This is a genomic window from Kitasatospora sp. NPDC001261, assembly GCF_042896795.1.
Taxonomy (GTDB): Bacteria; Actinomycetota; Actinomycetes; order Streptomycetales; family Streptomycetaceae; genus Kitasatospora.
In genome coordinates this window covers 30,283-52,035 of the sequence record NZ_JBIAXP010000039.1, presented here as the reverse complement: position 1 = coordinate 52,035, position 21,753 = coordinate 30,283, and the positions used below count along the sequence as shown (strand labels likewise).

The window sequence follows — 21,753 nt, the reverse complement described above, 5'->3', positions numbered from 1 at the left end:
CGGGACGAGGAGGGGCGAGGAGGGGCGAGGAGGCCGCAGAGGAGGGGCGAGGAGTCCGCAGAGGGGACGAAAAACCGGGGGCGCCCGCCACCATGGCGAGCGCCCCGGCCCCCGGCTTCACGCCCGGTCGATCGACTTCCCGTCGGCCCCGTCGGCCCCGTCGGACCCACCAGGCCCGCCGGACCCGCCGGCCGGCCCGTCGGAACCCTCGGCCCCCTCGGAGCCCTCCCGCGGCACCCCCGCCGCCCGGTACGCCGCCGCCTCGTCCAGCGTCTCCGCCTCCAGCAGCGCCGCGGCCAGCGCGTCCAGCCGGTGCCGCTGCTCGGTCAGGATCCGCACCGCGTCGTCGTAGCACTCGGAGACGATCCGCCGCGCCTCCTCGTCCACCGCGTCCAGGGTGGTCGGCGCGGCGGAGAGCCCGTACGCGCCCTGCGGGTCGGAGGGCACCGCGGTGAGCCGGCCGACCCGCTCGCTCATCCCCCAGCGTCCGGCCATCCCGCGGGCGATGTTGGTGACCTGTTCCAGGTCGCTCTCCGCACCGGTGGTGATCACCCCGTAGACCACCTGCTCGGCCGCCATGCCGCCGAGCGCGCCGATGATCCGGCCGCGCAGGTACGGCTCGGTGTACGAGTAGCGGTCGTTCTCCGGGGTGGAGAGCGTGACGCCGAGCGCCCGGCCGCGCGGCACGATGGTGATCTTGCGGACCGGGTCCGCACCGGGCTGGAGCATGCCCAGCAGCGCGTGCCCGCTCTCGTGGTACGCCGTGCGCTCGCGCTCCTCCTGCGGCATCACCAGCGGCCGCACCGCGCCGAGCTGGACCTTCTCCAGCGCGTCCGAGAGGTCCCGCTCGTTGACCGCGTCCTGCTTGCGCTTGACGGCCAGCAGCGCGGCCTCGTTGACCAGGTTGGCGAGTTCGGCGCCGGTCATCCCCGGCGTGACCTTGGCCAGCTGGTTGAGGTCGGTGTCGCCCGCCAGCGGGACGCTGCGGCTGTGGATGCGCAGGATCGCCGCGCGGCCCTCCCGGTCGGGCGGGCTGACGGTGATCCGCCGGTCGAAGCGGCCGGGGCGCAGCAGGGCCGGGTCGAGCACGTCCGCCCGGTTGGTCGCGGCGATCACGATGACGCCCTCGGAGCCGCTGAAGCCGTCCATCTCGGTGAGGATCTGGTTGAGGGTCTGCTCGCGCTCGTCGTGCCCGCCCATGCCGCCGCCGGCGCCGCGCTGGCGGCCGATGGTGTCGATCTCGTCGATGAAGATGATCGCCGGGGCGACCTTGCGGGCCTCGGCGAACAGCTCGCGGACCCGGCTGGCGCCGACGCCGACGATCATCTCGATGAACTCGGAGGCGGAGGCGGAGAAGAACGGCACGTTCGCCTCGCCGGCCACGGCCCGGGCCAGCAGGGTCTTGCCGGTTCCGGGCGGGCCGCTCAGCAGCACGCCGCGCGGCATCTTGGCGCCGAGCCTGCGGTACCGCTCGGGGTTCTTCAAGTAGTCGACGACCTCGGTGAGTTCGGCCTCGACCTCGTCGATGCCGGCCACGTCGGCGAAGGTGGTGCGCTTGCCCTCCTCGGCGGTGACCGGCTTCGGCGGGGCCTTGCGGCCGAGCGGTCCGCCGCCGAGCCCGCCGGCCATCCGGCGGGCGAGCAGCACCCAGATGAAGATCAGCAGCAGCATCGGGGCGAGCGAGATCAGCAGGTTGGTGAGGAAGCTGCGCTGCTGGACCGGCGAGGTGGCGGTGACCTCGACGCCCTGCTGCTGCAGGGTGGTCCAGAGGTTGTCGCCCGCGAAGGAGGGCCGCTGGGTGTCGAACTCGGTGTAGTCGCCCTTGCCGCCGTCCGGCTTGGGCTGGGCGCTCTTGAGGGTGCCCTCGATCGCGTCGCCCTTGGCGTAGATCTTGGTGATGTTGCCCTTGTTCAGCTGGTTGTTGAACTCGGTGTACGAGATCGTGGTGGCACCGGCGGGGCCGAAGAAGGACAGCAGCAGGTCCGAGATCAGGAACACCACGAGGGCGGTGAGGGCGAGGCCCACCCAGCCGCCGGGCATCCGGCGCTTGGGCGGCGGCGGGGGCGGGGCGCCCTCCGAACGCCAGGGCTGGTCGGGGGTCTGACGTGGCGGCACGGGTTCGGTCACCCATCGGACAATACGGACAGGTGCTCGGGCGGGCCAATCGCAACGCCGCGCCCGGACCGCCGGACGGCCGCGCCGACCCCTCCCACCAGCGACTATGCCGCTGCGCCCGGCCACTCCTCGGCGGTCAGCGCGAACCGCTCGTGGTCGCGCCAGTCCCCCTGGAGGAACAGCATCCGCGGGGTGAAGCCCTCGTGCCGGAAGCCCAGCCGCTTGGCCATCGCGATCGAGCGCTCGTTCTCCGGCTGCACGTTGATCTCCAGCCGGTGCAGCCCGAGCCCGTCGGCGGTCTGCGGGGCGAAGCAGCGGTCCACGACCAGCCGCATGCCCTCGGTCATCCGCCCGGTGCCGTTGAACGGGACGTACGAGTCGTAGCCCAGCGAGGCGTTGCAGAACCGGCCCATCACGATGTTGGCGACGTTCACCTTGCCGACCAGTCCGCCGGTCTCCCGGTCGACGATCAGGAAGGTGCGCAGCCCGGACCCCTGGCGCTTCAGCAGGTCGGGCAGTCCGTCCGGCTCGACCGGGTTCCACCGTCCGATGTGTTCGGCGGACCGCCGGACCGCTTCGGCGTACCCGGCCGTGTCCTCGGCCCTCGGGGCCCTGATCATCACTCGCATGCCCCCATCATCGGACACGCGATCGGCCCGCCGCCCGGAAACACCGGACGACGGGCCGACGGGAGCCGGTCGGAGGACTACAGCAGGTCCTTGAACTCCTTGGGCAGCTCGAAGTCGGCCGGGCCCTTGCCCGCGCCGAGGCCGAACGCGCCGCCGTCCGCCGGGCCCTGGCCGGCGCCCGGGCCGAGCGCGCGGCGCTCGGCGGCCGCGGCCTCCTCCTGGGCGCGCTTCAGCGGGTTGCCGCTCTTGCGCTTGCCCTTGGCCTGCGGGGCCTTCTTGCCGGACTTCTTGGCGCCGCCGCCCATGCCCGGGATCCCCGGCATGCCGGGCATGCCCTTGCCGGAGGCCATCGCGGACATCATCTTGCGGGCGTCGAAGAACCGCTCGACCAGGTTCTTCACCTCGCCGACCTGGACACCGGAGCCCTTGGCGATGCGGGCCCGGCGGGAGCCGTTGATCAGCTCCGGCTCGGCCCGCTCGGCCGGGGTCATCGACTTGATGATCGCGCCGACCCGGTTGACGTCCTTGTCGTCGATGTTGTTGATCTGGTCCCGGATCTGGCCCATGCCGGGCAGCATGCCGAGCAGCTTGGAGATCGAGCCCATCTTCTGGACCTGCTCCAGCTGGGACAGGAAGTCGTCCAGGGTGAACTGCTTCGGACCGCCGCGCAGCTTGGCGGCGATCTTCTCCGCCTCCTCCTGCGAGAAGGTCTGCTCGGCCTTCTCGATCAGCGAGAGGACGTCACCCATGCCGAGGATGCGCGAGGCCATCCGGTCCGGGTGGAAGGCGTCGAAGTCGTCGACTTTCTCGCCGTTGGAGGCGAACATGATCTGCCGGCCGGTGACGTGCGCGACCGACAGGGCGGCACCGCCGCGGGCGTCGCCGTCGAGCTTGGAGAGCACCACGCCGGTGAAGTCGACGCCGTCGAGGAAGGCCTGCGCGGTGGTGACCGCGTCCTGGCCGATCATCGCGTCGACGACGAACAGGACCTCGTCCGGGTTCACCGCGGCGCGGATGTCGGCGGCCTGCTGCATCAGCTCGGCGTCGATGCCCAGGCGGCCGGCGGTGTCGACGACGACGACGTCGTACTGCTTCTGCTTGGCGTACTCGATCGAGTCCTTGGCCACCTGCACCGGGTCGCCGACGCCGTTGCCCGGCTGCGGGCCGTAGAAGGCCACGCCGGCGCGCTCGGCGACCACCTGGAGCTGGTTGACCGCGTTGGGGCGCTGGAGGTCGCAGGCGACCAGCAGCGGGGTGTGCTTCTGCTTCTTCAGCCAGTGGCCGAGCTTGCCCGCCAGGGTGGTCTTACCGGCGCCCTGGAGACCGGCCAGCATGATCACCGTCGGGCCGCTCTTGGCGAACCGCACCCGTCGGGTCTCGCCACCGAGGATGGAGATGAGCTCCTCGTTGACGATCTTGATGATCTGCTGCGCCGGGTTCAGCGCACCGGAGACCTCGACGCCGAGCGCCCGCTCCTTGACCTGCTTGATGAAGGCCCGGACGACCGGCAGCGCGACGTCCGCCTCCAGCAGCGCGATGCGGATCTCGCGGGCGGTGGCGTCGATGTCCGCCTCGCTCAGGCGGCCCTTGCCCCGGAGGTTCTTGAACGTCGCTGCGAGGCGATCGGAAAGGGTGTCGAACACGTCGTCGCGGGTCCTCTGCGGCATCGGAATCGGTACGGTCGTCGCCCCCCAGGGTATCCGGCCGCCCCGGGTACGGTCTCCACCCCTGCTCCCGAAGCTCCTCCACCCCCGTTCCGGGCGCTCCTCCACCCTCGCCGCCGAGGCCCGACGGCCCCCGCCGCCGGAGCCCTCCGGGGCGCGTCAGCCCAGTGCGGCCCGGACCGCCGCCGCCACCTCGCCGGCCCGCCGGGCGGTCAGCGGACGGCCCGCCCCGTCGGTCAGGTAGAACGAGTCGACGGCCTCCGCGCCCAGCGTGGAGACGTGCGCGGTGCGCACCCGCACGCCCGCCCCGTCCAGCGCCCGGCCGATCCGGTGCAGCAGCCCGGGGGCGTCGTGCGCGCGGACCTCCAGCACGGTCGCGGTCGCCGAGGCCACCGCGGGCGCCACCGCGACCAGCGGCGGCGGGGTGGGGATGCCCCGGCGGCGCGGGGCCGCGGCGTCCCGCTCGGCGAGGCGGCGGGTGACGTCCAGCGAGCCGTCCAGCGCCCGGCGCAGGTCGGCCCGCAGCCGGGCCGCCTCCGGCAGCTCGCCGTACTCGGCCGCCACCCGCCAGGACAGCAGCAGCACCGGCCCGGCGCCCACCGGGTCCAGCTCGCGCAGCCCGGCCGAGCGGACGGCCAGCCGGTGCAGCGCGAGCACCCCGGCGGCGGTGCCGAGCAGCCCGGGCCGGTCCGGGACGGCCAGGTTCAGCTCGACGCCCATCGGCTCGGCGCCCGGCTCCGCCCCCTCGGACCGGGCCCGCAGCGACAGCGCCGGCTGCCCGGTCCGGGCGGCCTCGACCGCGAGCCGCTCCTGCTCTGCGGTCGGCGCGCTCTCCGCCGGCGGGGTGCCCGCCCCGGCCAGCCGGTCCGCGGCCCGGGCCACCAGGCCCTCCACCAGCGAGGCCCGCCAGCCGCTCCACGCGGCCGGGCCGGTGGCCAGCGCGTCCGCCTCGGTGAGCGCGTGCAGCAGCTCCAGCTCGGGCAGGGTGGCGACCACCTTGGTGACCGCCTCGACGGTGGCCGGGTCGTCCGGATCGCGCCGGGTCGCGGTGTCCACCAGCATCAGGTGGTGGCGGACCAGCACCGCCAGGGTCTCGGTGTCCTCGGGGCCGAAGCCCATCCGGGCGCCGAGGTCGCGGACGATCACCTCGCCGGCCTCGCTGTGGTCCCCCGGCCAGCCCTTGCCGATGTCGTGCAGCAGCGCGGCGACCAGCAGCAGGTCCGGGCGGGCCACCCGGCGGGTCATCGCGGCGGCCCGCACCGCCGTCTCCACCAGGTGCCGGTCCACCGTCCAGCGGTGCACCGCGTTGCGCTGCGGACGGCAGCGCACCCGCTCCCAGTCCGGGATCAGCCGGCGGACCAGCCCCTCCGCCTCCAGCGCCTCCCACACCGGGACGGCCGACTCCCCCGCGCCCAGCAGGGTGACCAGCTGCTCGCGCGCCTCGTCCGGCCAGGGCACCGGCAGCGGGCGGCACTCGGCGGCCAGCCGGCGCACCGTGGCGTACGAGACGGTCAGCCCGTTCTGCGCGGCGGCGGCCGCGGCGCGCAGCGGCAGCACCGGGTCGGCGGCCGGTCGGGCGCCCTGGGCGAGCACGGCCTCGCCGTCCTGCTCGACCACGCCCTCGGCGAGCGGCCGCCGCTCGACCGCGCCCCGGGCCACCGCGCCGGCGCCGCGTCCGGTGCCGGCGAACGGGATGCCCAGCCGGCGCACCCGCCGGCCGCGGCCGCCGCGGGCCGCGAGCACCCGGTCCACCGCCCGCCAGGTGACGTCGCCCGCGTACGCGACGGTGCGGGCGGCCTCGTAGACCCGGCGCAGCAGGGTGTCGGCGTCCAGCACCCCGAGCCGCTCGGCGACCTGGTCCTGGTCCTGGAGGCCGAGCCGGTCGGTGGCCCGGCCGGTGACCAGGTGCAGGGCGTCCCGCACATCGGCCAGCCACCGCGCGGCGTCGTCCAGGCCGTCCCGGGGCGCGTCGGCCAGCCAGCTGGCGGCGATCGCGTCCAGCGCCACGACATCGCGCAGGCCGCCGCGGGCCTCCTTGAGGTCGGGCTCCAGCAGGAAGGACAGCTCACCCTGCCGTTCGGCCCGCTCGCGGCCCAGCTCGCGCAGCTCGGGCAGGCGCGCGGGGGCGCTCGCGCGCCAGTCGGTGAGCACCGCGGCGCGCAGCGCGTCGGTGAGCGCCCGGTCCCCGGCGAGGTGCCGGGCGTCCAGCAGGCCGAGCTGGGCCTTGAGGTCGGCGGCGGCGACCGCGCGGGCCTCCGCGACGGTGCGCACCGCGTGGTCGAGCCTGGCGCCCGAGTCCCAGACCGGGTACCAGATCCGCTCGGGCAGCTCCCCGGCGACCGGACCGTCGTGCAGCAGCAGGACGTCCAGGTCGCTGCGCGGGGACAGCTCGCCCCGCCCGTAGCCGCCGACCGCGACCAGCGCGACGCCGGGCGGGTCGCCGGCGGCCGCGAGCAGCCCGGCCAGCCAGTCGTCGGTGAGCCGGGCGAGCGCCCGGCGGCGGGGGCGGCCGCCCGGGCCGGGGGCGGCGAGCAGCGCGGCCCGGGCGGCGGCGGCACAGCCGACGGGGTCGGAGGGGTCGACGGGGTCGGAGGGGCTGGTCTCGGTGGTCATGCGCGTGGGTCCCGTCCGTCGTGCTGGGTGAACCGTCCTGCTGGTGAACCGTCCTGCCCTCGGGTCGACCGTTCGGCCGTTCGGCCGGTCCGGGGAGGCCGCTCCGGAGAGGCCGGTACGGAAGCGCCGGTACGCCGCCGGGCGGACCCGCACCCTCCCGGGTGAACGGGCCCGCCGTCCGGCGCGGGGCGACCGGCCGCCGGGCTACAGGGCGTCCGGGCCGCGCTCGCCGGTGCGGACCCGTACGGCGGTGTCGACGGGCACGCTCCACACCTTGCCGTCGCCGATCTTCCCGGTCCGGGCGGCCTTCACCAGGACGTCGATCAGGTCCTCGGCGTCCTCGTCCTCGACCAGGACCTCGATCCTGACCTTCGGTACCAGGTCCACGGTGTACTCGGCCCCCCGGTACACCTCGGTGTGGCCGCGCTGGCGGCCGTAGCCGCTGGCCTCGGTGACGGTGAGGCCGTGCACCCCGAAGGCCTGGAGGGCGGACTTCACCTCGTCCAGTCGGTACGGCTTGATCACGGCGGTGATGAGCTTCATCGGGCGTCGACCTCGGTCCTCTTCTCGGCGGGCTGCACGGCGGGCTTGGCGGCGGCACCGGGTTCCGCGACGCCGGTCCGTTCGCCGGTCCGTTCGGTGGACCGTCCGGCGGACCGCTCGGCGGCGGACGTCGCGGCAGCGGCGGCCAGGCCCGGCAGGGCCCGGGCCAGCCCCGCGCCCACGGCGGTGAAATCGTAGGCGGACTCGGCGTGTTCGGCCTGGTCGATGCCGGCCGTCTCGACCTCGCCGGAGACCCGGAAGCCGACCAGCCGGTCGACCGCCTTGGCCAGCAGCCAGGACAGCACGAAGGAGTACGCCGCGACCACCGCCACGCCCATCGCCTGCTTGCCCAGCTGGCCGATCCCGCCCCCGTAGAACAGGCCCTTGACGCCCTGGCCGACCCCGCCGGTGGCGAACAGGCCGACCAGCAGCGAGCCCACCGCCCCGCCGACCGCGTGCACGCCCACCACGTCGAGCGAGTCGTCGAAGCCCCAGCGGTACTTGAGCGAGACGGCGGCGCAGCAGACCGCGCCCGCGACCAGTCCGATCGCCACCGCGCCGAGCGGGCTGACCGAGCCGCAGGCCGGGGTGATCGCGACCAGTCCGGCCACCGCGCCGGAGGCGGCGCCCAGCGTGGTGAAGGCGCCGTGCCTGAACCGCTCGTAGACCAGCCAGCCGACCAGCGCCGCACCGGTGGCGACCTGGGTGTTCACCATGGCCATCGCGGCGACGCCGTTGGCGGCCAGCGCCGAGCCCGCGTTGAAGCCGAACCAGCCGAACCAGAGCAGCCCGGAGCCGAGCATCACCAGCGGCAGGCTGTGCGGGCGCATCGGGTCCTTCTTGAAGCCGATCCGCTTGCCCAGCACCAGGCAGAGCGCGAGGCCGGCGACGCCCGCGTTGATGTGCACGGCCGTCCCGCCGGCGAAGTCGATCACGCCGTTGCGGTCGCCCAGCCAGCCGCCGTGGCCGCCGTCGAAGAAGAACACCCAGTGCGCGACCGGGAAGTAGACGACCGTCACCCAGAGCGCGATGAACAGGCCCCAGGCGGCGAATCTGGCCCGGTCCGCGACGGCGCCGCTGATCAGCGCCGGGGTGATGACCGCGAACATCAGCTGGAACAGCGCGAAGGCGGTGACCGGGATGGAGCCGGTCAGCTCGTCGAGGCCGAGGCCGCGCATCCCGAGGTGGTCCAGGTTGCCGATCAGGCCGGCGAAGGAGTCGGACCCGAAGCTGAGCGAGTAGCCGTAGAGGACCCACAGCACGCTGACGATGCCGAGCGAGAGGAAGCTCATCGCCAGCATGTTCAGCGTGCTCTTGGCCCTGACCATGCCCCCGTAGAAGAAGGCCAGCCCTGGGGTCATCAGCATGACCAGGGCCGCACTGATGAGTACGAAGGCGGTGTCGCCCGCGCTGAAGCCGTCCGGCATCGGCGTCTCCTCTGCGTCCAGGCCGATCCGCACCCGGGGACCCGTCCCGTGGTGCCACCCGGGGTGTCGGCGTTGAGGAGGAGCGTGCCGAAGGCTGGTTTCGGCCGGTGCGGCCGGTTGTTTCACCGCGGTGACGCGTGCGACGCGCGGGTTACGGCTGCGTGAACCGCGGCCGCCGCGGCCCGGCCGGGCCGGACCATCGGCTGCCGGACATGCCACCGACCGTGACGGCGGCGGCCGCCACGGTCGGTGGAGCTTTTCCTTCGGACGGCCCTGGCGGGCCCCCGGTCAGACCACCGAGACGAACTCCGGGATGTCCTGGACCACCCGCTCCTTGAGCCGGCTCACCGCGTCCACGCCCTTGAACCGGGCCGACGCGGCCTCCGTGGTCTTGCGGACCCGGGAGTTCAGCCGCTCCGAGCGCACCTTGGTGGCGATGTCCACCGCCTGCTCGGCCATCACCACCGCCTGCTCGGCCTCCTTCTGCAGCAGGTGGACGCTGGCCATGCCGATCAGGTTGAAGGCGTACGAGCGCACGTGGTCGGCGTCCTGGCGGAACAGGTCGACCGCGGTCTCCATCACCGGCGCGGACAGCGAGGCGTACAGCTCGGCGTTGTCCGAGTGGTACGCGAGGTCGCGGAAGGAGTGGGCGTTCTCGGCGTTCAGCTCGGCCGGCGAGAAGAACTTCAGCCAGTCCGGGTCCTGGTCCCCGTCCCGGATGTCGGTGAAGGTGTCCTCGGCCAGCCGGATCGCCCGGGCGCAGCGGTTGACCTCGCCGATGGTGGCGTAGGCGCGCGCCTCCATCGCGTACAGCAGGGACTGCTGGCGCGGGGTGGCGGCGTCGCGGCTGCCGTACTGGGCCAGGTGGATGAGCTCCAGGGCGTCCTCGCCCCGGTTGAGGTGGATCATCTGGCGGCTCATGTCGGTGAGGATCAGCGCGCCGAACGGGCGGTCGCCGGCCTCCTTGGCCGCGTGCAGGGCGAGCACGTAGTACTTCTGCGCGCTCGGGTGCATCCCGACGTCGTACGACATCCACCCGGCCAGGTGGGCGAGTTCGGCGGTGAGCCGGAACAGCCGCTTGGTGGTGTCCTCGCTGTACGTCTCCTGGAGCAGGTCGGTGACCTCGTGCAGCTGGCCGACGACGGCCTTGCGGCGCAGCCCGCCGCCGTTCTGGGCGTCCCACTGCCGGAACATGACCGTGGTCTGCTCCAGCAGTTCGAGCTCGGGTTCGGAGAGCCGGCCGGTGAAGGCCTCGCCGCCGTTGGCCGCGGTGAGGATCGGGGTGGGGACGCCGCTCGGGCCGGGGGCGAGCCAGCGCTGCATCGGCTCGATCAGCGCGGCGCCCGCGGTCAGCGCGAGTGAGGTGCCGAGGAAGCCCCGGCGGTTGAGCATGAGGTCGCTGCGGGAGTAGTCGCTGATCAGCTGGACGGTCTGCTGGCCGCTCCACGGCAGGTCGACGCCGCCGCCCACGGTGGAGACCGGGATCGCGGCGCGCAGGCCGAGGTCCTCGATGGAGACCACCGAGCCGAACCGCTCGGAGAAGAGTTCCGACATGATCTTGGGGATCGGCTCGCGGGGCTGCTCGCCGTCGAGCCAGCGGCGCACCCGGGAGGTGTCGGTGGACACGTGGTGGGCGCCGATCTGCCGGGCCTTGCGGTTGACCTGGCGGGCCAACTCGCCCTTGGACCAGCCACTGCGGGCGAACCACGTGGTCAGCTTCTCATTCGGTTGCTTCTCTGCCATGGGTAACGTCCCCATCCCGCCCGGCCCCTACCGGGGCCCCCGATCGTGACCGCCCGACGGTTGCGGGCTCTTGCCAGACGTGCCGTGCCTGAGGTGCCGCGGCGCCGCCGTACCGCAGCGCCCTCGCACTGGTGTGCCATCGTTGCGGACGATCCGTCAGATTCCCAACTCCCTTTGCCCGACGGCCCGGGACAGACTCCTCGACGACATCCGCACGCTGAACGTAATGCCCCGTGAGGGGCCCGTGGGAGCGCCCCTGGCGAAACGCCACCTTTCGCCACCCCCAGGAGTGAACCGAAGCCCGGGGGCACACGCTTCACTTAGGGAGTCCCGACGGCCCGGCATATGCGGGCCGCCAAGTCCCCCGGCCCATCCCGGAGGACCCGGCGGAACCCGCAACCCACCGCAGCCACAGGCGAGTTCACCGTCCACTCGGGACGGCGACAGCCCCACGAACACGACGATCCGGCATCGGCGCCGCCCCCACAAGGCGGCGCCCGAGGCGCACCGCCGGAACAGGCGCACACCACGCGCTGCGCGCCGCCACCGCACTACGCACCACACGGCTGACAATCGACACACAGTCACCGTCCCGTAACCATCGGCAACAAGAACCTGTTGGGGGAGGCATGGACAACCTGTTCGGCGAACTTCGACTGGGGCACCTGCGGCTGGCACCGCTGGGCGCGCGCCGCCGCACCAAGGTCACCGCGTCCCAGGCCGCCGCGGAGTACACCGGCCGCTGGGGCTGGGCGGTCGTCACCGGCGATCCGGAGACCGGCACCCCGGTCGCCGGCGCCACCGCCCCGCCCCGCTGTCCCTGCGGCTCCCCCCGCTGCGCCGCGCCCGGCCTGCACCCCGTGCGGGGCGGCGGCCGGGCCCGCGCCGCCCGCACCGAGGGCGCGGTGCTGTTCCCCACCGGCCGCGCCTTCGACGTCCTGGACGTCCCCGAGCAGGCCGGCCTCCAGGCCCTGGTCCGGCTGGAGCGGATGGGCACCCAGGTGGGCCCGGTGCTCGCGCCCCCCACCGGCCGGCTCCAGTTCCTGGTCGCCGCCGGCACCGCCCGGCGCCTGCCCGACCTGCTGTACCGGATGGGCTGGGACGACGCCGCGCTCGACCTGGTCTGCCACGGCGAGGGCGGCCACGTCGCCGCCCCGCCCACCGTCCTCGGCGGCCTCGGCCCGGTCCGCTGGCTGCGCCGCCCCACCCGCGACAACGCGGGCTGCCCGCCGGAGGCCCGGCTGCTGCTCGGCACCCTCGCCTACGCCTGCCACCGCGGCCGCGAGCGCACCGCCGAGCCGGCCTGGATGGCCTCCTGACCGCCCCGTCCCGGCACGCGGAAGGGCCCGCCCCCTGGAGGGGGCGGGCCCTTCGTGCGCTTCCCTGATCGAACGCTTCGCGGAGGCTGTCAGTCGCCGATCAGCGCGTCCACGAACGCCCCCGGCTCGAACGGGGCCAGGTCGTCCGCGCCCTCGCCCAGGCCGATCAGCTTGACCGGCACGCCCAGCTCGCGCTGGACCGCGACCACGATGCCGCCCTTGGCGGTGCCGTCCAGCTTGGTCAGCACGATGCCGGTGATGTCGACCACCTCGGCGAACACCCGGGCCTGGATCAGGCCGTTCTGGCCGGTGGTGGCGTCCAGCACCAGCAGCACCTCGTCCACCGGGCCGTGCTTCTCGACGACCCGCTTGACCTTGCCCAGCTCGTCCATCAGGCCGGTCTTGGTGTGCAGGCGGCCGGCGGTGTCGATCAGCACGGTGTCCGCGCCCTCGGCGATGCCCTCCTTGACCGCGTCGAAGGCGATCGAGGCCGGGTCCCCGCCCTCCGGGCCGCGCACGGTGCGCGCGCCCACCCGCTCGCCCCAGGTCTGGAGCTGGTCGGCGGCGGCGGCGCGGAAGGTGTCGGCGGCGCCGAGCACCACCGTACGGCCGTCGGCGACCAGGACGCGGGCCAGCTTGCCGGTCGTGGTGGTCTTGCCGACGCCGTTGACGCCGACCACCAGGACCACCGCCGGGCCCTCCTCGTGCTTGGTGGAGCGCACGGCACGGTCGGAGTCCTTGCCGACCAGCTCGACCAGCTCCTCGCGCAGCAGCGCGCGCAGCTCGTCGGGGGTGCGGGTGCCGAGCACCTTCACCCGGGTGCGCAGCCGCTCGACCAGCTCCTGGGTGGGGGCGACGCCGACGTCCGCGGTGAGCAGCGTCTCCTCGATCTCCTCCCAGGTGTCCTCGTCCAGGTGCTCGCGGGAGAGCAGCGAGAGCAGGCCCTTGCCGAGCGAGTTCTGCGAGCGGGAGAGCCGCGAGCGCAGCCGGACCAGCCGGCCGGCGGTGGGCTCGGGCACCTCGATGGCCGGGGCCGCCTCAGCGGCCTCGACGGCCTCGACCTCGGTGGCCTCGGCCTCGGCGGGCGCCTCGGCCTCCGGGAGTTGCACCTCCTCGACGGTGCGGCGGGGCGCCTCGGTCGGCGGCGCGGCCTCCTCGCCGACCTGGGGCTCCTGCGGGGTGGGCTTCGGCGCCGTGATGACCGGCGCCTGCGACTTCGGGGGCAGCTGCTGGCGTCGTCTGCCGGAAACGACGAGGCCGGCGATCGCGCCGATGGCGACCACGGCGATGACTACGGCAAGGATCACGTATTCCATATCCGCTCCAGTATCCGCGACCGGAGCCCGGATGGACCGCAGCCGCCCTACACCGATGCGGTTCGTACGGCCCGCGGCCGGCGCTCCCGGTGCTCTTCGCGCAGCCGCTGGCTGATCACCTGCGAGATGCCGTCGCCCTTCATGGTCACGCCGTAGAGGGCGTCGGCCGACTCCATGGTGAGCTTCTGGTGGGTGATCACGATCAGCTGGGAGCTCTCCCGCAGCTCCTCCATGATCCCGATCAGCCGGCGCAGGTTGGTCTCGTCCAGCGCCGCCTCCACCTCGTCCATCACGTAGAACGGGCTGGGCCGGGCCTTGAAGATCGCGACCAGCAGCGCCACCGCGGTCAGCGAGCGCTCGCCGCCGGACAGCAGCGACAGCCGCTTGACCTTCTTGCCCGGCGGCCGGGCCTCGACCTCGACCCCGGTGGCGAGCATGTTCTCCGGGTCGGTCAGCACCAGCCGGCCCTCCCCGCCCGGGAAGAGCCGGGCGAAGACGCCCTCGAACTGGGCGGCGGTGTCGTGGTACGCCGAGGTGAACAGCTGCTCGACCCGCTGGTCCACCTCCCGGACGATGTCCAGCAGGTCGCGCCGGCTGCGCTTGAGGTCGTCCAGCTGCTCGCCGAGGAACCGGTGGCGCTCCTCCAGCGCGGCGAACTCCTCCAGCGCCAGCGGGTTGACCTTGCCGAGCTGCTGGTACGCCTTCTCGGCCGCCCGCAGCCGCTTCTCCTGCTCGGCCCGGACGTACGGGTACGGCTCGCCCGGTTCCGCCCCCTCCTCGGGCGTGGACGGCGGGACGGGCTGGTCCGGCCCGTACGAGGCGAGCAGCTCGCCGCCGTCGATGCCGAACTCCTCCAGCGCGCGGGCCTCCAGCTGCTCGATCCGCAGCCGCTTCTCGGCCCGCAGCACCTCGTCCCGGTGCCCGGCGTCGACCAGCTTGTCCAGCTCCTCCTTGAGCCCGCGGCCGTGCTCCCGGTGCGCGCGCAGCTCGTGCTCGCGCTCGGCCCGCGCCTGTTCGACGGCCGCCCGCCCGGCGTCCGCGCGGGCCAGCGACACCTCCAGGCGGGCCAGCAGCTGCCGGGCGCCCGCCGCGACGGCGTTCGCCACCGAGGCGTCGTGCTCGGCGCGCCGGCGGCGCTCGGCGGCCCGGGCGCGCGCCTCGCGCTCGGCGCGGGCGGCCCGGTCCAGCTGGTCGGCCCGGCCGGCCAGGGCGCGGACCCGCTCCTCGTGGGTGCGCACCGCGAGCCGGGCCTCCAGCTCGGCCTGCCGGGCGTCGCTCGCGGCCCCGGCCAGCCGCTGCTGTTCGGCGGCGTCCGGCTCGTCCTCCCCGGCCTGGGCCGACTCCTCGGCGGCGGCCAGGCGCCGCGCCAGCTCCTCGGCGCCGTCCAGCAGTTCGGCCAGCCCCTGCTCGGCGCGGGCGGCGGCGTCCGACAGCCGACCGGCCTCGCCGGCGGCGGCGCGGGCCTGCCCGCCGAGCCGGCCGAGCGCCCCGGCGACCTGGGCCCGCTCCTTCTCCTCCTGCCGTCTCCGCTCGGCGAGTTGCTCCACCTCGGCGGCCGACTCCCGTCGCTGCCCGGCGAGTCGGGCCAGCCGCTCGGCCGACTCTGCGCAGCGGACGGTGAGTTCGCCGATCGCCCGGGCCGCCTCGTCCACCGCGGCCCGGGTCTCCAGCAGGCTCGGCGCGCCGCCGGAGCCGCCCTGGGCGAAGCCGACGCCGAGCCGGTCCCCGTCGGCGGTGACGGCGCACAGCGCGGGGTGCCCGGCGACCAGCCGCAGCGCCCGGTCGAGGTCCGCGACCACCGCCACCCCGGCCAGCAGCCGCCGGACCGCGCCGAGCAACTCGGCCGGGCCGTCGACCAGTTCGGCCGCCCAGCGGGCCCCGTCCGGCAGCTCCCCCGCCGGCTCGGCCGCCTCGGCGGAGCCGGCGGTACCGGCGATCAGCAGCGCGGCCCGGCCGGCGTCCTCGGCCCGCAGCAGTCGCAGCGCCCCGGCGGCGGTGGACGGCGAGTCGACGGCCACCGCGTCGGCCGCCGCACCGAGCGCGGCGGCGAGCGGCACCTCGTACCCCGGCTCGATCCGCAGCAGCGCGGCCGCCGGGCCGAGCAGCCCGCCCAGCCGCTCCCCCGCGTCCAGCAGCGCGCCGGTGCCGTCCTTGCGGCGCAGGCCGAGGGAGAGCGCCTCGTGCCGTGCGGTCAGCCCGGCCCGCTCGCGCTCGGCGGCGGCGGATGCCTCCCGGGCCGCGGCCAGCTCCCCTTCCACCGCAGCGAGGTGCTCGCGCGCCCGCCGGTACCGGGCCTCGGCCTGCTCGTCCTCCCCGGCCAGGCCGTCCACCTGCCGCTGGAGTTCGTCCAGCTCGCCCCGGGCGGCCTCGGCGCGCAGCAGCGCCTCGTCCCTGGCCTCGGCGAGCCGGCCGATCTCGGCCTGCGCGGCGGCGGCCCTGGACCGGGCGGCGGCGGCCTGCCCCTGCAGCCTGGCCAGGCCCTCCCGGCGGTCGGCGATGGCCCGGGCGGCGTCCCGCAGCCGGCGCTCCTCGGCAGCCAGCTCCCGCTCCAGTCCGTCCTTGCGCTCGACCGCCTCGGCCAGCGCGTACCGCGCCTCCTCCAGCGCCTCGGTCAGCGCGGCCTCCTCCTCGCGGACCCGCGCGGCCTCCCGTTCCGTGTCCTCCGGGTCGCGCCCGCGCCGCTCCTCGCCCCGGCCCCCGGCGACGGCGTGCCGGGCGCGGGCCTCGGCCAGCCCGACGGTGCCGCGGGTGCGCTCGGCGAGCGCGGAGAGCCGGTACCAGGTCTGCCGGGCGGTCTCCAGTCCGGGGCCGAGCTGCTCGACCTGCGCCTCCAGGACGCGTTCGCGCTGCACCGCCCGGGCCAGCTCCTGCTCGACGGTGGTGCGGCGCAGCCGCAGCGCCAGTTCGTCCGCGACCTCGGCCTCGACGGCCCGGCGGAGCGCGCACAGGTCGTCGGCGAGCAGCCGCAGCCGGGCGTCGCGCAGGTCGGCCTGGATGCCGGCGGCCCGGCGGGCGATCCGGGCCTGCCGGCCGAGCGGTCCGAGCTGGCGGCGCAGTTCGGCCACCAGGTCCTGGACCCGGTTGAGGTTGGCCTGCATCGCGTCCAGCTTCCGCAGCGCCTTCTCCTTGCGCTTGCGGTGCTTGAGGACGCCGGCCGCCTCCTCGATGAAGGCGCGCCGGCCCATCGGGTCGGCGTGCAGCACGGAGTCCAGCTGGCCCTGCCCGACGATGACGTGCATCTCGCGGCCGATGCCGGAGTCGGAGAGCAGCTCCTGGATGTCCAGCAGGCGGCAGGTCTCACCGTTGAGGGCGTACTCGCTGCCGCCGTTGCGGAACATGGTCCGGGTGATGGTCACCTCGGAGTAGTCGATCGGCAGGGCGCCGTCGGTGTTGTCGACGGTGAGGCTGACCTCGGCCCGGCCGAGCGGGGCGCGCCCGCTGGTCCCGGCGAAGATGACGTCCTCCATCTTGCCGCCGCGCAGCGACTTGGCGCCCTGCTCGCCCATCACCCAGGACAGCGCGTCGACCACGTTCGACTTGCCGGAGCCGTTCGGGCCGACGACGCAGGTGATGCCGGGCTCGAAGCGCAGGGTGGTGCTGGAGGCGAAGGACTTGAACCCGCGCAGCGTCAGACTCTTCAGGTGCACGCGGCCGGTCCCCTCTATCGCTCAGACGGGAACCGACTGTATCCGGAGCCGGACACGACGAAGGGACGCCACATCAGGGCGTCCCTTGCAAGCTGCGTCCCTTTCGGGGCGGCTCGGTGCGCAACGGCGTCGATCTGCGAGGACCGGGCGGGACTCAGGTGAGAGCCGGCTCCCGCTGATCCAGATCGATGCTGTTGAGCAGCGAGTGCTCGTCAGCGACAGCGGTGAGAGCGTCGTTCTCAGCCTGCATCCGAAGGAGCTCCGCTTCAAGGTCCTGGACGCGCTGCTGAAGCCGTCGCATCTCGGAGAGCATTCGCGGGTCGGGGCCGCCGACGTACCCGAGAAGCGCCTTTGCCATGATGAATGGTCCTCCACGCTGAGTGACCGAACCGGAACGGTACAGGTCTAGGGGGAAGGGGGACGCACGCGCGGCGCGTCACCGGAAGTGCTGGCTGGGCACTGCGGCACAACCACCGTGAGCTGGGCTCACGGGGGCATGCGCCTACCGGGAGAACGCGGTCGTGTGCGCGGGCTTCCAGCGTCTCACCAAAGACGGAAAGGGTCAACACGATCACCGCACGCTACCGCTCCCCTGTCACCTGCCCGGCGGTGTCATCACGCCTGGGGGGGCTTCGGGACGGGTCCACCGCGTGCTCGTGGATCATCGTTCGATGCGGAGTCAACCACGAGTCTGCCCGGATGGCAACCTCGTGACACCGCCGGTTCCGGATCTTTTCCCGGGAGCCCGCGCGGAGCACCGCCGGCGGCCCGGCCCGGCGCGGCTCAGCGGATCTCGAAACCCTCGTAGCCAGGGCCGACGGCCGTCCAGATCTCGGTGACCCCGCTGACGTTCCCCGGGGTCCCCGGGCCGCGCAGCCGGGCCAGCAGCTGCTCGCAGTCGGCCGCGAGCCCCTCGGCCACCACCTGCACCCGGCCGTCGCCGAGGTTGCTGGCGTAGCCGCTCAGTCCGATCTCCAGCGCCCGTGCCCTGGTCCACCAGCGGAACCCGACCTGCTGGACCTTCCCCCGGACCCAGGCGGTCACCCGGACCGGTTCCTCACTGTGGGCGTCGCGACCGTGCATGCCCCCGACCCTAACCGTCCGCGCTCCCGGTCACAGCTCGGCCCCGGCCCGCCTCCGCGGACGACGCCCCCGCGCGAACGGGAGCGGCCCCGCCGGAGAACCGGCGGGGCCGCGGGAGCGTGCGGTCGGTCGAGCGGGTTACCAGTCCCCGCCGCCGAAGTCGCCGCCGCCGCCACCGAAGTCGCCACCGCCGCCGAACCCGCCGAAGTCGCCGCCGTTGAAGTCGCCGCCGGTGAAGTCACCGCCCTCGTGCTGGTCCTGGTAGCCGTGGCCACCGTCCATCATCGGCGCGGCCGCGTAGGCCGGGGAGCTCATCATCGAGCCGAGCATGGTGCCGACCAGCAGGCCCGGCAGCAGGCCGCCGCCACCGAAGCCGCCGAAGTAGCCGCCCGCCCAGGGCGCGTACGCCGGGCCGGCGTTCCAGTACGGCTGCGGGCCGTGCTCGGTGTCGACGGTGCGGATGGCCGGGTCGAGGCCGGCCGCGAGCCGGTCCGCGTCGGCCTGGCAGACCGGGACGGTGCGCGCGGCGCCGCCGGCCGGAGTCCAGTCCACGTCCTTGACGGACGGGCCGTGCCGCGGGTCCATGAAGCACGGGGGACGGCGCTCGGGCAGCGGCTTCTTCTCCCGCCGGGCGGCCAGGGTGGCCAGCGAGAAGCGGCCGTCCTCGATCGCCTCGGTGACCTGCTTGACGTCCTCGGGCTTCTTCGCCTCGTCCATCAGCCGCTTGGACTTCTCGTACGAGTCCAGGGCGTGGCTGTAGTCGGTGCGCTGGGCGTCGTCCGCGTCGGCCGCGGCCGGGCTGAAGTCGAGCCGCTCCAGCTCCACGCCGAAGGCGGTGATGTCCTCGTCCACCACCCGGCGCAGCTGCTCCAGCTCGGCCCGGGCCTGTGCCTCCTTGCGCTGCTTGGCGCGGCGGAACAGGAGGAAGACGCCGGCGCCGGCCAGCGCGACCAGCACCACCGGGATGACCACCCAGGCGATCGAGGTGCTGTGGTTGACCCCGGTGCCCTTGGTCTGCGGGGCGGCCTGGTCGACGAAGTCGTTCAGGGTGGCGTCGATGTCGCCGTTGTGGGAGCGGAAGGCCGCGCCGGAGATCCGCTCCGGGACGCCGGCGGCGAGCGCGCCGCGGTCGGCGCGGGCGGTGAACTGGTCACCGCGCCAGACCGCGTAGACGCCGTCGACGCCGACCGTGGTGCGGAGGTCCTTGAAGACCGTCGCCTTGGCGAAGGCCGGCGAGTCGGGGACGACCGCGACGAAGATCGGCTTGTCGGCCTTGTCGATCTTCTTGGTCAGGGCGTCGGCCTGGGCCTGACTGAAGCGGCTGGTCATGGCCGGGTCGACGTAGACCTGGCCCTTCTTCAGGGCGGCGGTGGCGTCGCTCAGGCCGCCGGCCGCCGAGGCCGCGGGTGCCAGCAGGAGCAGCAGCCCGAGCAGCGCCGCCACCAGGGCTAGCGGCCCGGCGCCCCGGGAACGTCGTGCAAGGGTTCTCATGCCCCCGACGCTACCGTGACCGGCCCCTGAGCACGCCATACCCTTCGCATACTGGTACTGACAAGACTCCCCGCCGACCGCCGGGGCCGCCCCCTCCTCGGGGATGATGTTTCCCCCGGTGACCCCTGAGTCGGGGCCCGCGCGGGAACCGCGGGAGGCCGCCGAACGTACGTCCCGGCAGGCCCGGCCCCGCTCCGGGGCACTCCGGGGGGCGTGCCGACCGTACCGTGCGGGCGGGCATAGTGGTCCCGGACCACCGGTCCCATTGCCCTTTCTTTACCCAGACCGTTCTCGACCCACCTCCCGATCGGAGTTCTCGGTGATCATCGGCCTCGTCACCGCCGTGGCGGCATCCGCCTGCTACGGCACCGGCTCGGTCCTCCAGGCTGTCGGATCCCGCCGCTCCGCCCGGGAGGAGGCGGCCAAGGGCGCCACCAGCTCGACCACCGAGCACGGCGGCCCGAGCCTGTCCTCGACCGCGAAGGCCGCCGTCACCTGGGAGTTCATCCTCGGCACGGTGCTCGACCTGATCGGCTTCGGGCTCGGCGCGCTGGCCGCCCGGCTGCTGCCGCTGTTCCTCTCCCAGACCATCATCAGCGCCAACCTGGTGATCACCGCGGTGCTCAGCATCAAGCTGCTGGGCATCCGGCTCAAGCAGCTGGAGTGGGCCTCGATCGCCGTGCTCTGCTCGGCGCTGGTGCTGCTGGCCGTCTCGGCCGGGCCGGAGGGCGGCCACCACACCGCGATGGCCTTCCACTGGTGGCTGCTGATCGTCACCACCGTGCTGCTGGTCGGCGGCAGCCTGCTGGTGCGGCGGATGGGCGCCAACGGCGCGATCGTCGCCGGCCTGCTCTCCGGCCTCGGCTTCGGCGCCCTGGGCGTCGGGGTGCGCATCCTCAACGGCATCGAGCCGTTCGCGCTCGGCGAGCTGCTCTCCGACCCGGCGCTGTACGCGGTCCTGGTCGGCGGCATCGGCGGCATGTACATCCACACCGTGGCGCTCCAGATCGGCTCGGTGAACGGCGCGACCGCCGCGCTGGTGGTCGGCGAGACGGTGCTGCCCGGCGCGGTCGGCGTGCTCTGGCTCGGCGACTCCTCCAAGGCCGGCCTGGGCTGGCTCGGCGTGATCGGCTTCCTGCTGGCGGTGGTCGCCGCGGTCGGGGTCGCCTACTTCGGCCAGGACACCCACGGCACGCCCGGGGAACCGGCCGCCGACGAACCCGAACTCGCCCGGAAGTAGCCCGCCTCAGCCCTCGCTGCGGGCGCGCGGCACGCGCTGGCAGCGGGGGCAGAAGTAACTGGAGCGGTTCATCCAGGCCGCCCGCCGGATCGGGGTGCCGCAGCGGCGGCAGGGCTCCTGCTCGCGGCCGTAGGCGTCGAGGTCCCGGGAGAAGTAGCCGCTCTCGCCGTTCACGTTGACGTAGAGGCTGTCGAAGCTGGTGCCGCCGACGGCGAGCGCCGCGCTCATCACGTCCCGGGCGTTGGCCAGCAGCAGCAGGGCCTGCGGGCGGGTGAGCGTCGCGGTCGGGCGGTCGTAGTGCAGCCTGGAGCGCCACAGCGCCTCGTCGGCGTAGATGTTGCCGACGCCGCTGATCAGGGTCTGGTCGAGCAGGGCGCGCTTGACGGTGGTCCGCTTGGCGCGCAGCGCGGCCACGAAGGCGGCGTCGTCGAAGCGTGCGTCGAGCGGGTCGCGGGCGATGTGCGCGATCGAGACCGGGGTGCCCTCCGGGTCCCCGTCCTCGGCCTCCTCGACCGCCAGGCCGCCGAAGGTCCGCTGGTCGACGAAGCGCAGTTCGCGCCCGCCGTCGGCGAAGCGCAGCCGGACCCGCAGGTGGGTCTCGTCGGGTACGGACGGGTCCTGGACGAGGAGTTGGCCGCTCATCCCGAGGTGGCCGATCAGCGAGAACCCCGCCCCGGTGCCGGCCAGCGGCACCCACAGGTACTTGCCGCGCCGCTGCGCGGTGCCGAGGGTGGTGCCGGTCAGCCGGGCGGTGAAGTCCGCCGCGCCGGCCGACTGGCGGCGCACCGCGCGCGGGTGCAGCACCTGGACGTCGGCGACCGTCCGTCCGGCCACCCAGGTGGCCAGACCACGGCGGACGACCTCGACCTCGGGAAGTTCGGGCACGGGAACACGCCTCCTGCTCGGTACGGATCAGCAGGAGT

15 protein-coding genes are annotated in these 21,753 nt (G+C 74.3%); 2 read left to right on the top strand and 13 right to left on the bottom strand.

The genetic code is table 11. From position 1 onward, the window contains the following. Positions 1-117: 117 nt before the first annotated feature. From ftsH to ACFY4B_RS38200, 7 genes are all read right to left on the bottom strand, one after another. Complete coding sequence (ftsH, locus tag ACFY4B_RS38230) at positions 118-2,127, bottom strand: ATP-dependent zinc metalloprotease FtsH (protein ID WP_380779989.1); 2,010 nt, start codon at positions 2,125-2,127, stop codon at positions 118-120. Positions 2,128-2,219: 92 nt separating this feature from the next. Then, positions 2,220-2,744: a GNAT family N-acetyltransferase gene (locus ACFY4B_RS38225; protein WP_082346170.1), complete on the bottom strand. Its 525-nt coding sequence runs from the start codon at positions 2,742-2,744 to the stop codon at positions 2,220-2,222. Between the two features lie 77 nt (positions 2,745-2,821). Continuing rightward, positions 2,822-4,387: a signal recognition particle protein gene (gene ffh, locus ACFY4B_RS38220; protein ID WP_387975838.1), complete on the bottom strand. Its 1,566-nt coding sequence runs from the start codon at positions 4,385-4,387 to the stop codon at positions 2,822-2,824. A gap of 180 nt (positions 4,388-4,567) precedes the next feature. Then, positions 4,568-7,021, bottom strand: coding sequence for a [protein-PII] uridylyltransferase (locus tag ACFY4B_RS38215; RefSeq protein WP_387975791.1), 2,454 nt, complete (start codon positions 7,019-7,021; stop codon positions 4,568-4,570). A gap of 204 nt (positions 7,022-7,225) precedes the next feature. Beyond that, entirely contained in the window at positions 7,226-7,564 is a 339-nt protein-coding gene (locus tag ACFY4B_RS38210) for a P-II family nitrogen regulator (RefSeq protein ID WP_049659191.1), read from the bottom strand. Continuing rightward, complete coding sequence (locus ACFY4B_RS38205; RefSeq protein ID WP_387975788.1) at positions 7,561-8,991, bottom strand: ammonium transporter; 1,431 nt, start codon at positions 8,989-8,991, stop codon at positions 7,561-7,563. The genes ACFY4B_RS38210 and ACFY4B_RS38205 overlap by 4 nt, the downstream gene beginning before the upstream one ends. A gap of 288 nt (positions 8,992-9,279) precedes the next feature. Beyond that, positions 9,280-10,734, bottom strand: coding sequence for a hypothetical protein (locus ACFY4B_RS38200; protein ID WP_181970686.1), 1,455 nt, complete (start codon positions 10,732-10,734; stop codon positions 9,280-9,282). Between the two features lie 629 nt (positions 10,735-11,363). On the opposite strand from ACFY4B_RS38200, the gene ACFY4B_RS38195 reads away from it, so the two are divergent. Next, a complete protein-coding gene (locus tag ACFY4B_RS38195; protein WP_074001515.1) occupies positions 11,364-12,053 on the top strand; it encodes a bifunctional DNA primase/polymerase in 690 nt (229 codons plus the stop codon). 89 nt (positions 12,054-12,142) lie between these two features. Here ACFY4B_RS38195 and ftsY read toward each other — a convergent pair whose 3' ends face one another. The 5 genes from ftsY to ACFY4B_RS38170 form a co-directional block, all read right to left on the bottom strand. Further along, positions 12,143-13,369, bottom strand: a complete 1,227-nt coding sequence (ftsY, locus tag ACFY4B_RS38190) for a signal recognition particle-docking protein FtsY (RefSeq protein WP_375877286.1) — start codon at positions 13,367-13,369, stop codon at positions 12,143-12,145. 47 nt (positions 13,370-13,416) lie between these two features. Next, entirely contained in the window at positions 13,417-17,016 is a 3,600-nt protein-coding gene (smc, locus tag ACFY4B_RS38185; protein WP_387975785.1) for a chromosome segregation protein SMC, read from the bottom strand. A 154-nt stretch (positions 17,017-17,170) separates the two neighbouring features. Further along, positions 17,171-17,374, bottom strand: coding sequence for a hypothetical protein (locus ACFY4B_RS38180; protein ID WP_045702518.1), 204 nt, complete (start codon positions 17,372-17,374; stop codon positions 17,171-17,173). A gap of 425 nt (positions 17,375-17,799) precedes the next feature. Next, positions 17,800-18,099: an acylphosphatase gene (locus ACFY4B_RS38175; protein WP_049653395.1), complete on the bottom strand. Its 300-nt coding sequence runs from the start codon at positions 18,097-18,099 to the stop codon at positions 17,800-17,802. Positions 18,100-18,237: 138 nt separating this feature from the next. After that, positions 18,238-19,590, bottom strand: a complete 1,353-nt coding sequence (locus ACFY4B_RS38170) for a hypothetical protein (RefSeq protein WP_074001512.1) — start codon at positions 19,588-19,590, stop codon at positions 18,238-18,240. Between the two features lie 319 nt (positions 19,591-19,909). Here ACFY4B_RS38170 and ACFY4B_RS38165 point away from each other — a divergent pair, with 319 nt between their 5' ends. Further along, positions 19,910-20,830, top strand: coding sequence for a hypothetical protein (locus ACFY4B_RS38165; RefSeq protein ID WP_049653392.1), 921 nt, complete (start codon positions 19,910-19,912; stop codon positions 20,828-20,830). Positions 20,831-20,836: 6 nt separating this feature from the next. Here the strand turns inward: ACFY4B_RS38165 and mutM are convergent, their stop codons facing one another. Further along, positions 20,837-21,715, bottom strand: coding sequence for a bifunctional DNA-formamidopyrimidine glycosylase/DNA-(apurinic or apyrimidinic site) lyase (mutM, locus tag ACFY4B_RS38160; protein WP_387975782.1), 879 nt, complete (start codon positions 21,713-21,715; stop codon positions 20,837-20,839). Positions 21,716-21,753 lie beyond the last annotated feature (38 nt).

Bases quoted from the DNA above. Each gene is read 5' to 3' on its own strand.
- ACFY4B_RS38195 (WP_074001515.1), top strand. From the start codon at position 11,364: ATGGACAACCTGTTCGGCGAACTTCGACTGGGGCACCTGCGGCTGGCA.
- ACFY4B_RS38175 (WP_049653395.1), bottom strand. From the start codon at position 18,099: ATGCACGGTCGCGACGCCCACAGTGAGGAACCGGTCCGGGTGACCGCC.
- ACFY4B_RS38215 (WP_387975791.1), bottom strand. From the start codon at position 7,021: ATGACCACCGAGACCAGCCCCTCCGACCCCGTCGACCCCTCCGACCCC.
- ACFY4B_RS38225 (WP_082346170.1), bottom strand. From the start codon at position 2,744: ATGCGAGTGATGATCAGGGCCCCGAGGGCCGAGGACACGGCCGGGTAC.
- ACFY4B_RS38200 (WP_181970686.1), bottom strand. From the start codon at position 10,734: ATGGCAGAGAAGCAACCGAATGAGAAGCTGACCACGTGGTTCGCCCGC.
- ACFY4B_RS38210 (WP_049659191.1), bottom strand. From the start codon at position 7,564: ATGAAGCTCATCACCGCCGTGATCAAGCCGTACCGACTGGACGAGGTG.
- ACFY4B_RS38205 (WP_387975788.1), bottom strand. From the start codon at position 8,991: ATGCCGGACGGCTTCAGCGCGGGCGACACCGCCTTCGTACTCATCAGT.
- ACFY4B_RS38170 (WP_074001512.1), bottom strand. From the start codon at position 19,590: ATGAGAACCCTTGCACGACGTTCCCGGGGCGCCGGGCCGCTAGCCCTG.
- ftsY (WP_375877286.1), bottom strand. From the start codon at position 13,369: ATGGAATACGTGATCCTTGCCGTAGTCATCGCCGTGGTCGCCATCGGC.
- ACFY4B_RS38180 (WP_045702518.1), bottom strand. From the start codon at position 17,374: ATGGCAAAGGCGCTTCTCGGGTACGTCGGCGGCCCCGACCCGCGAATG.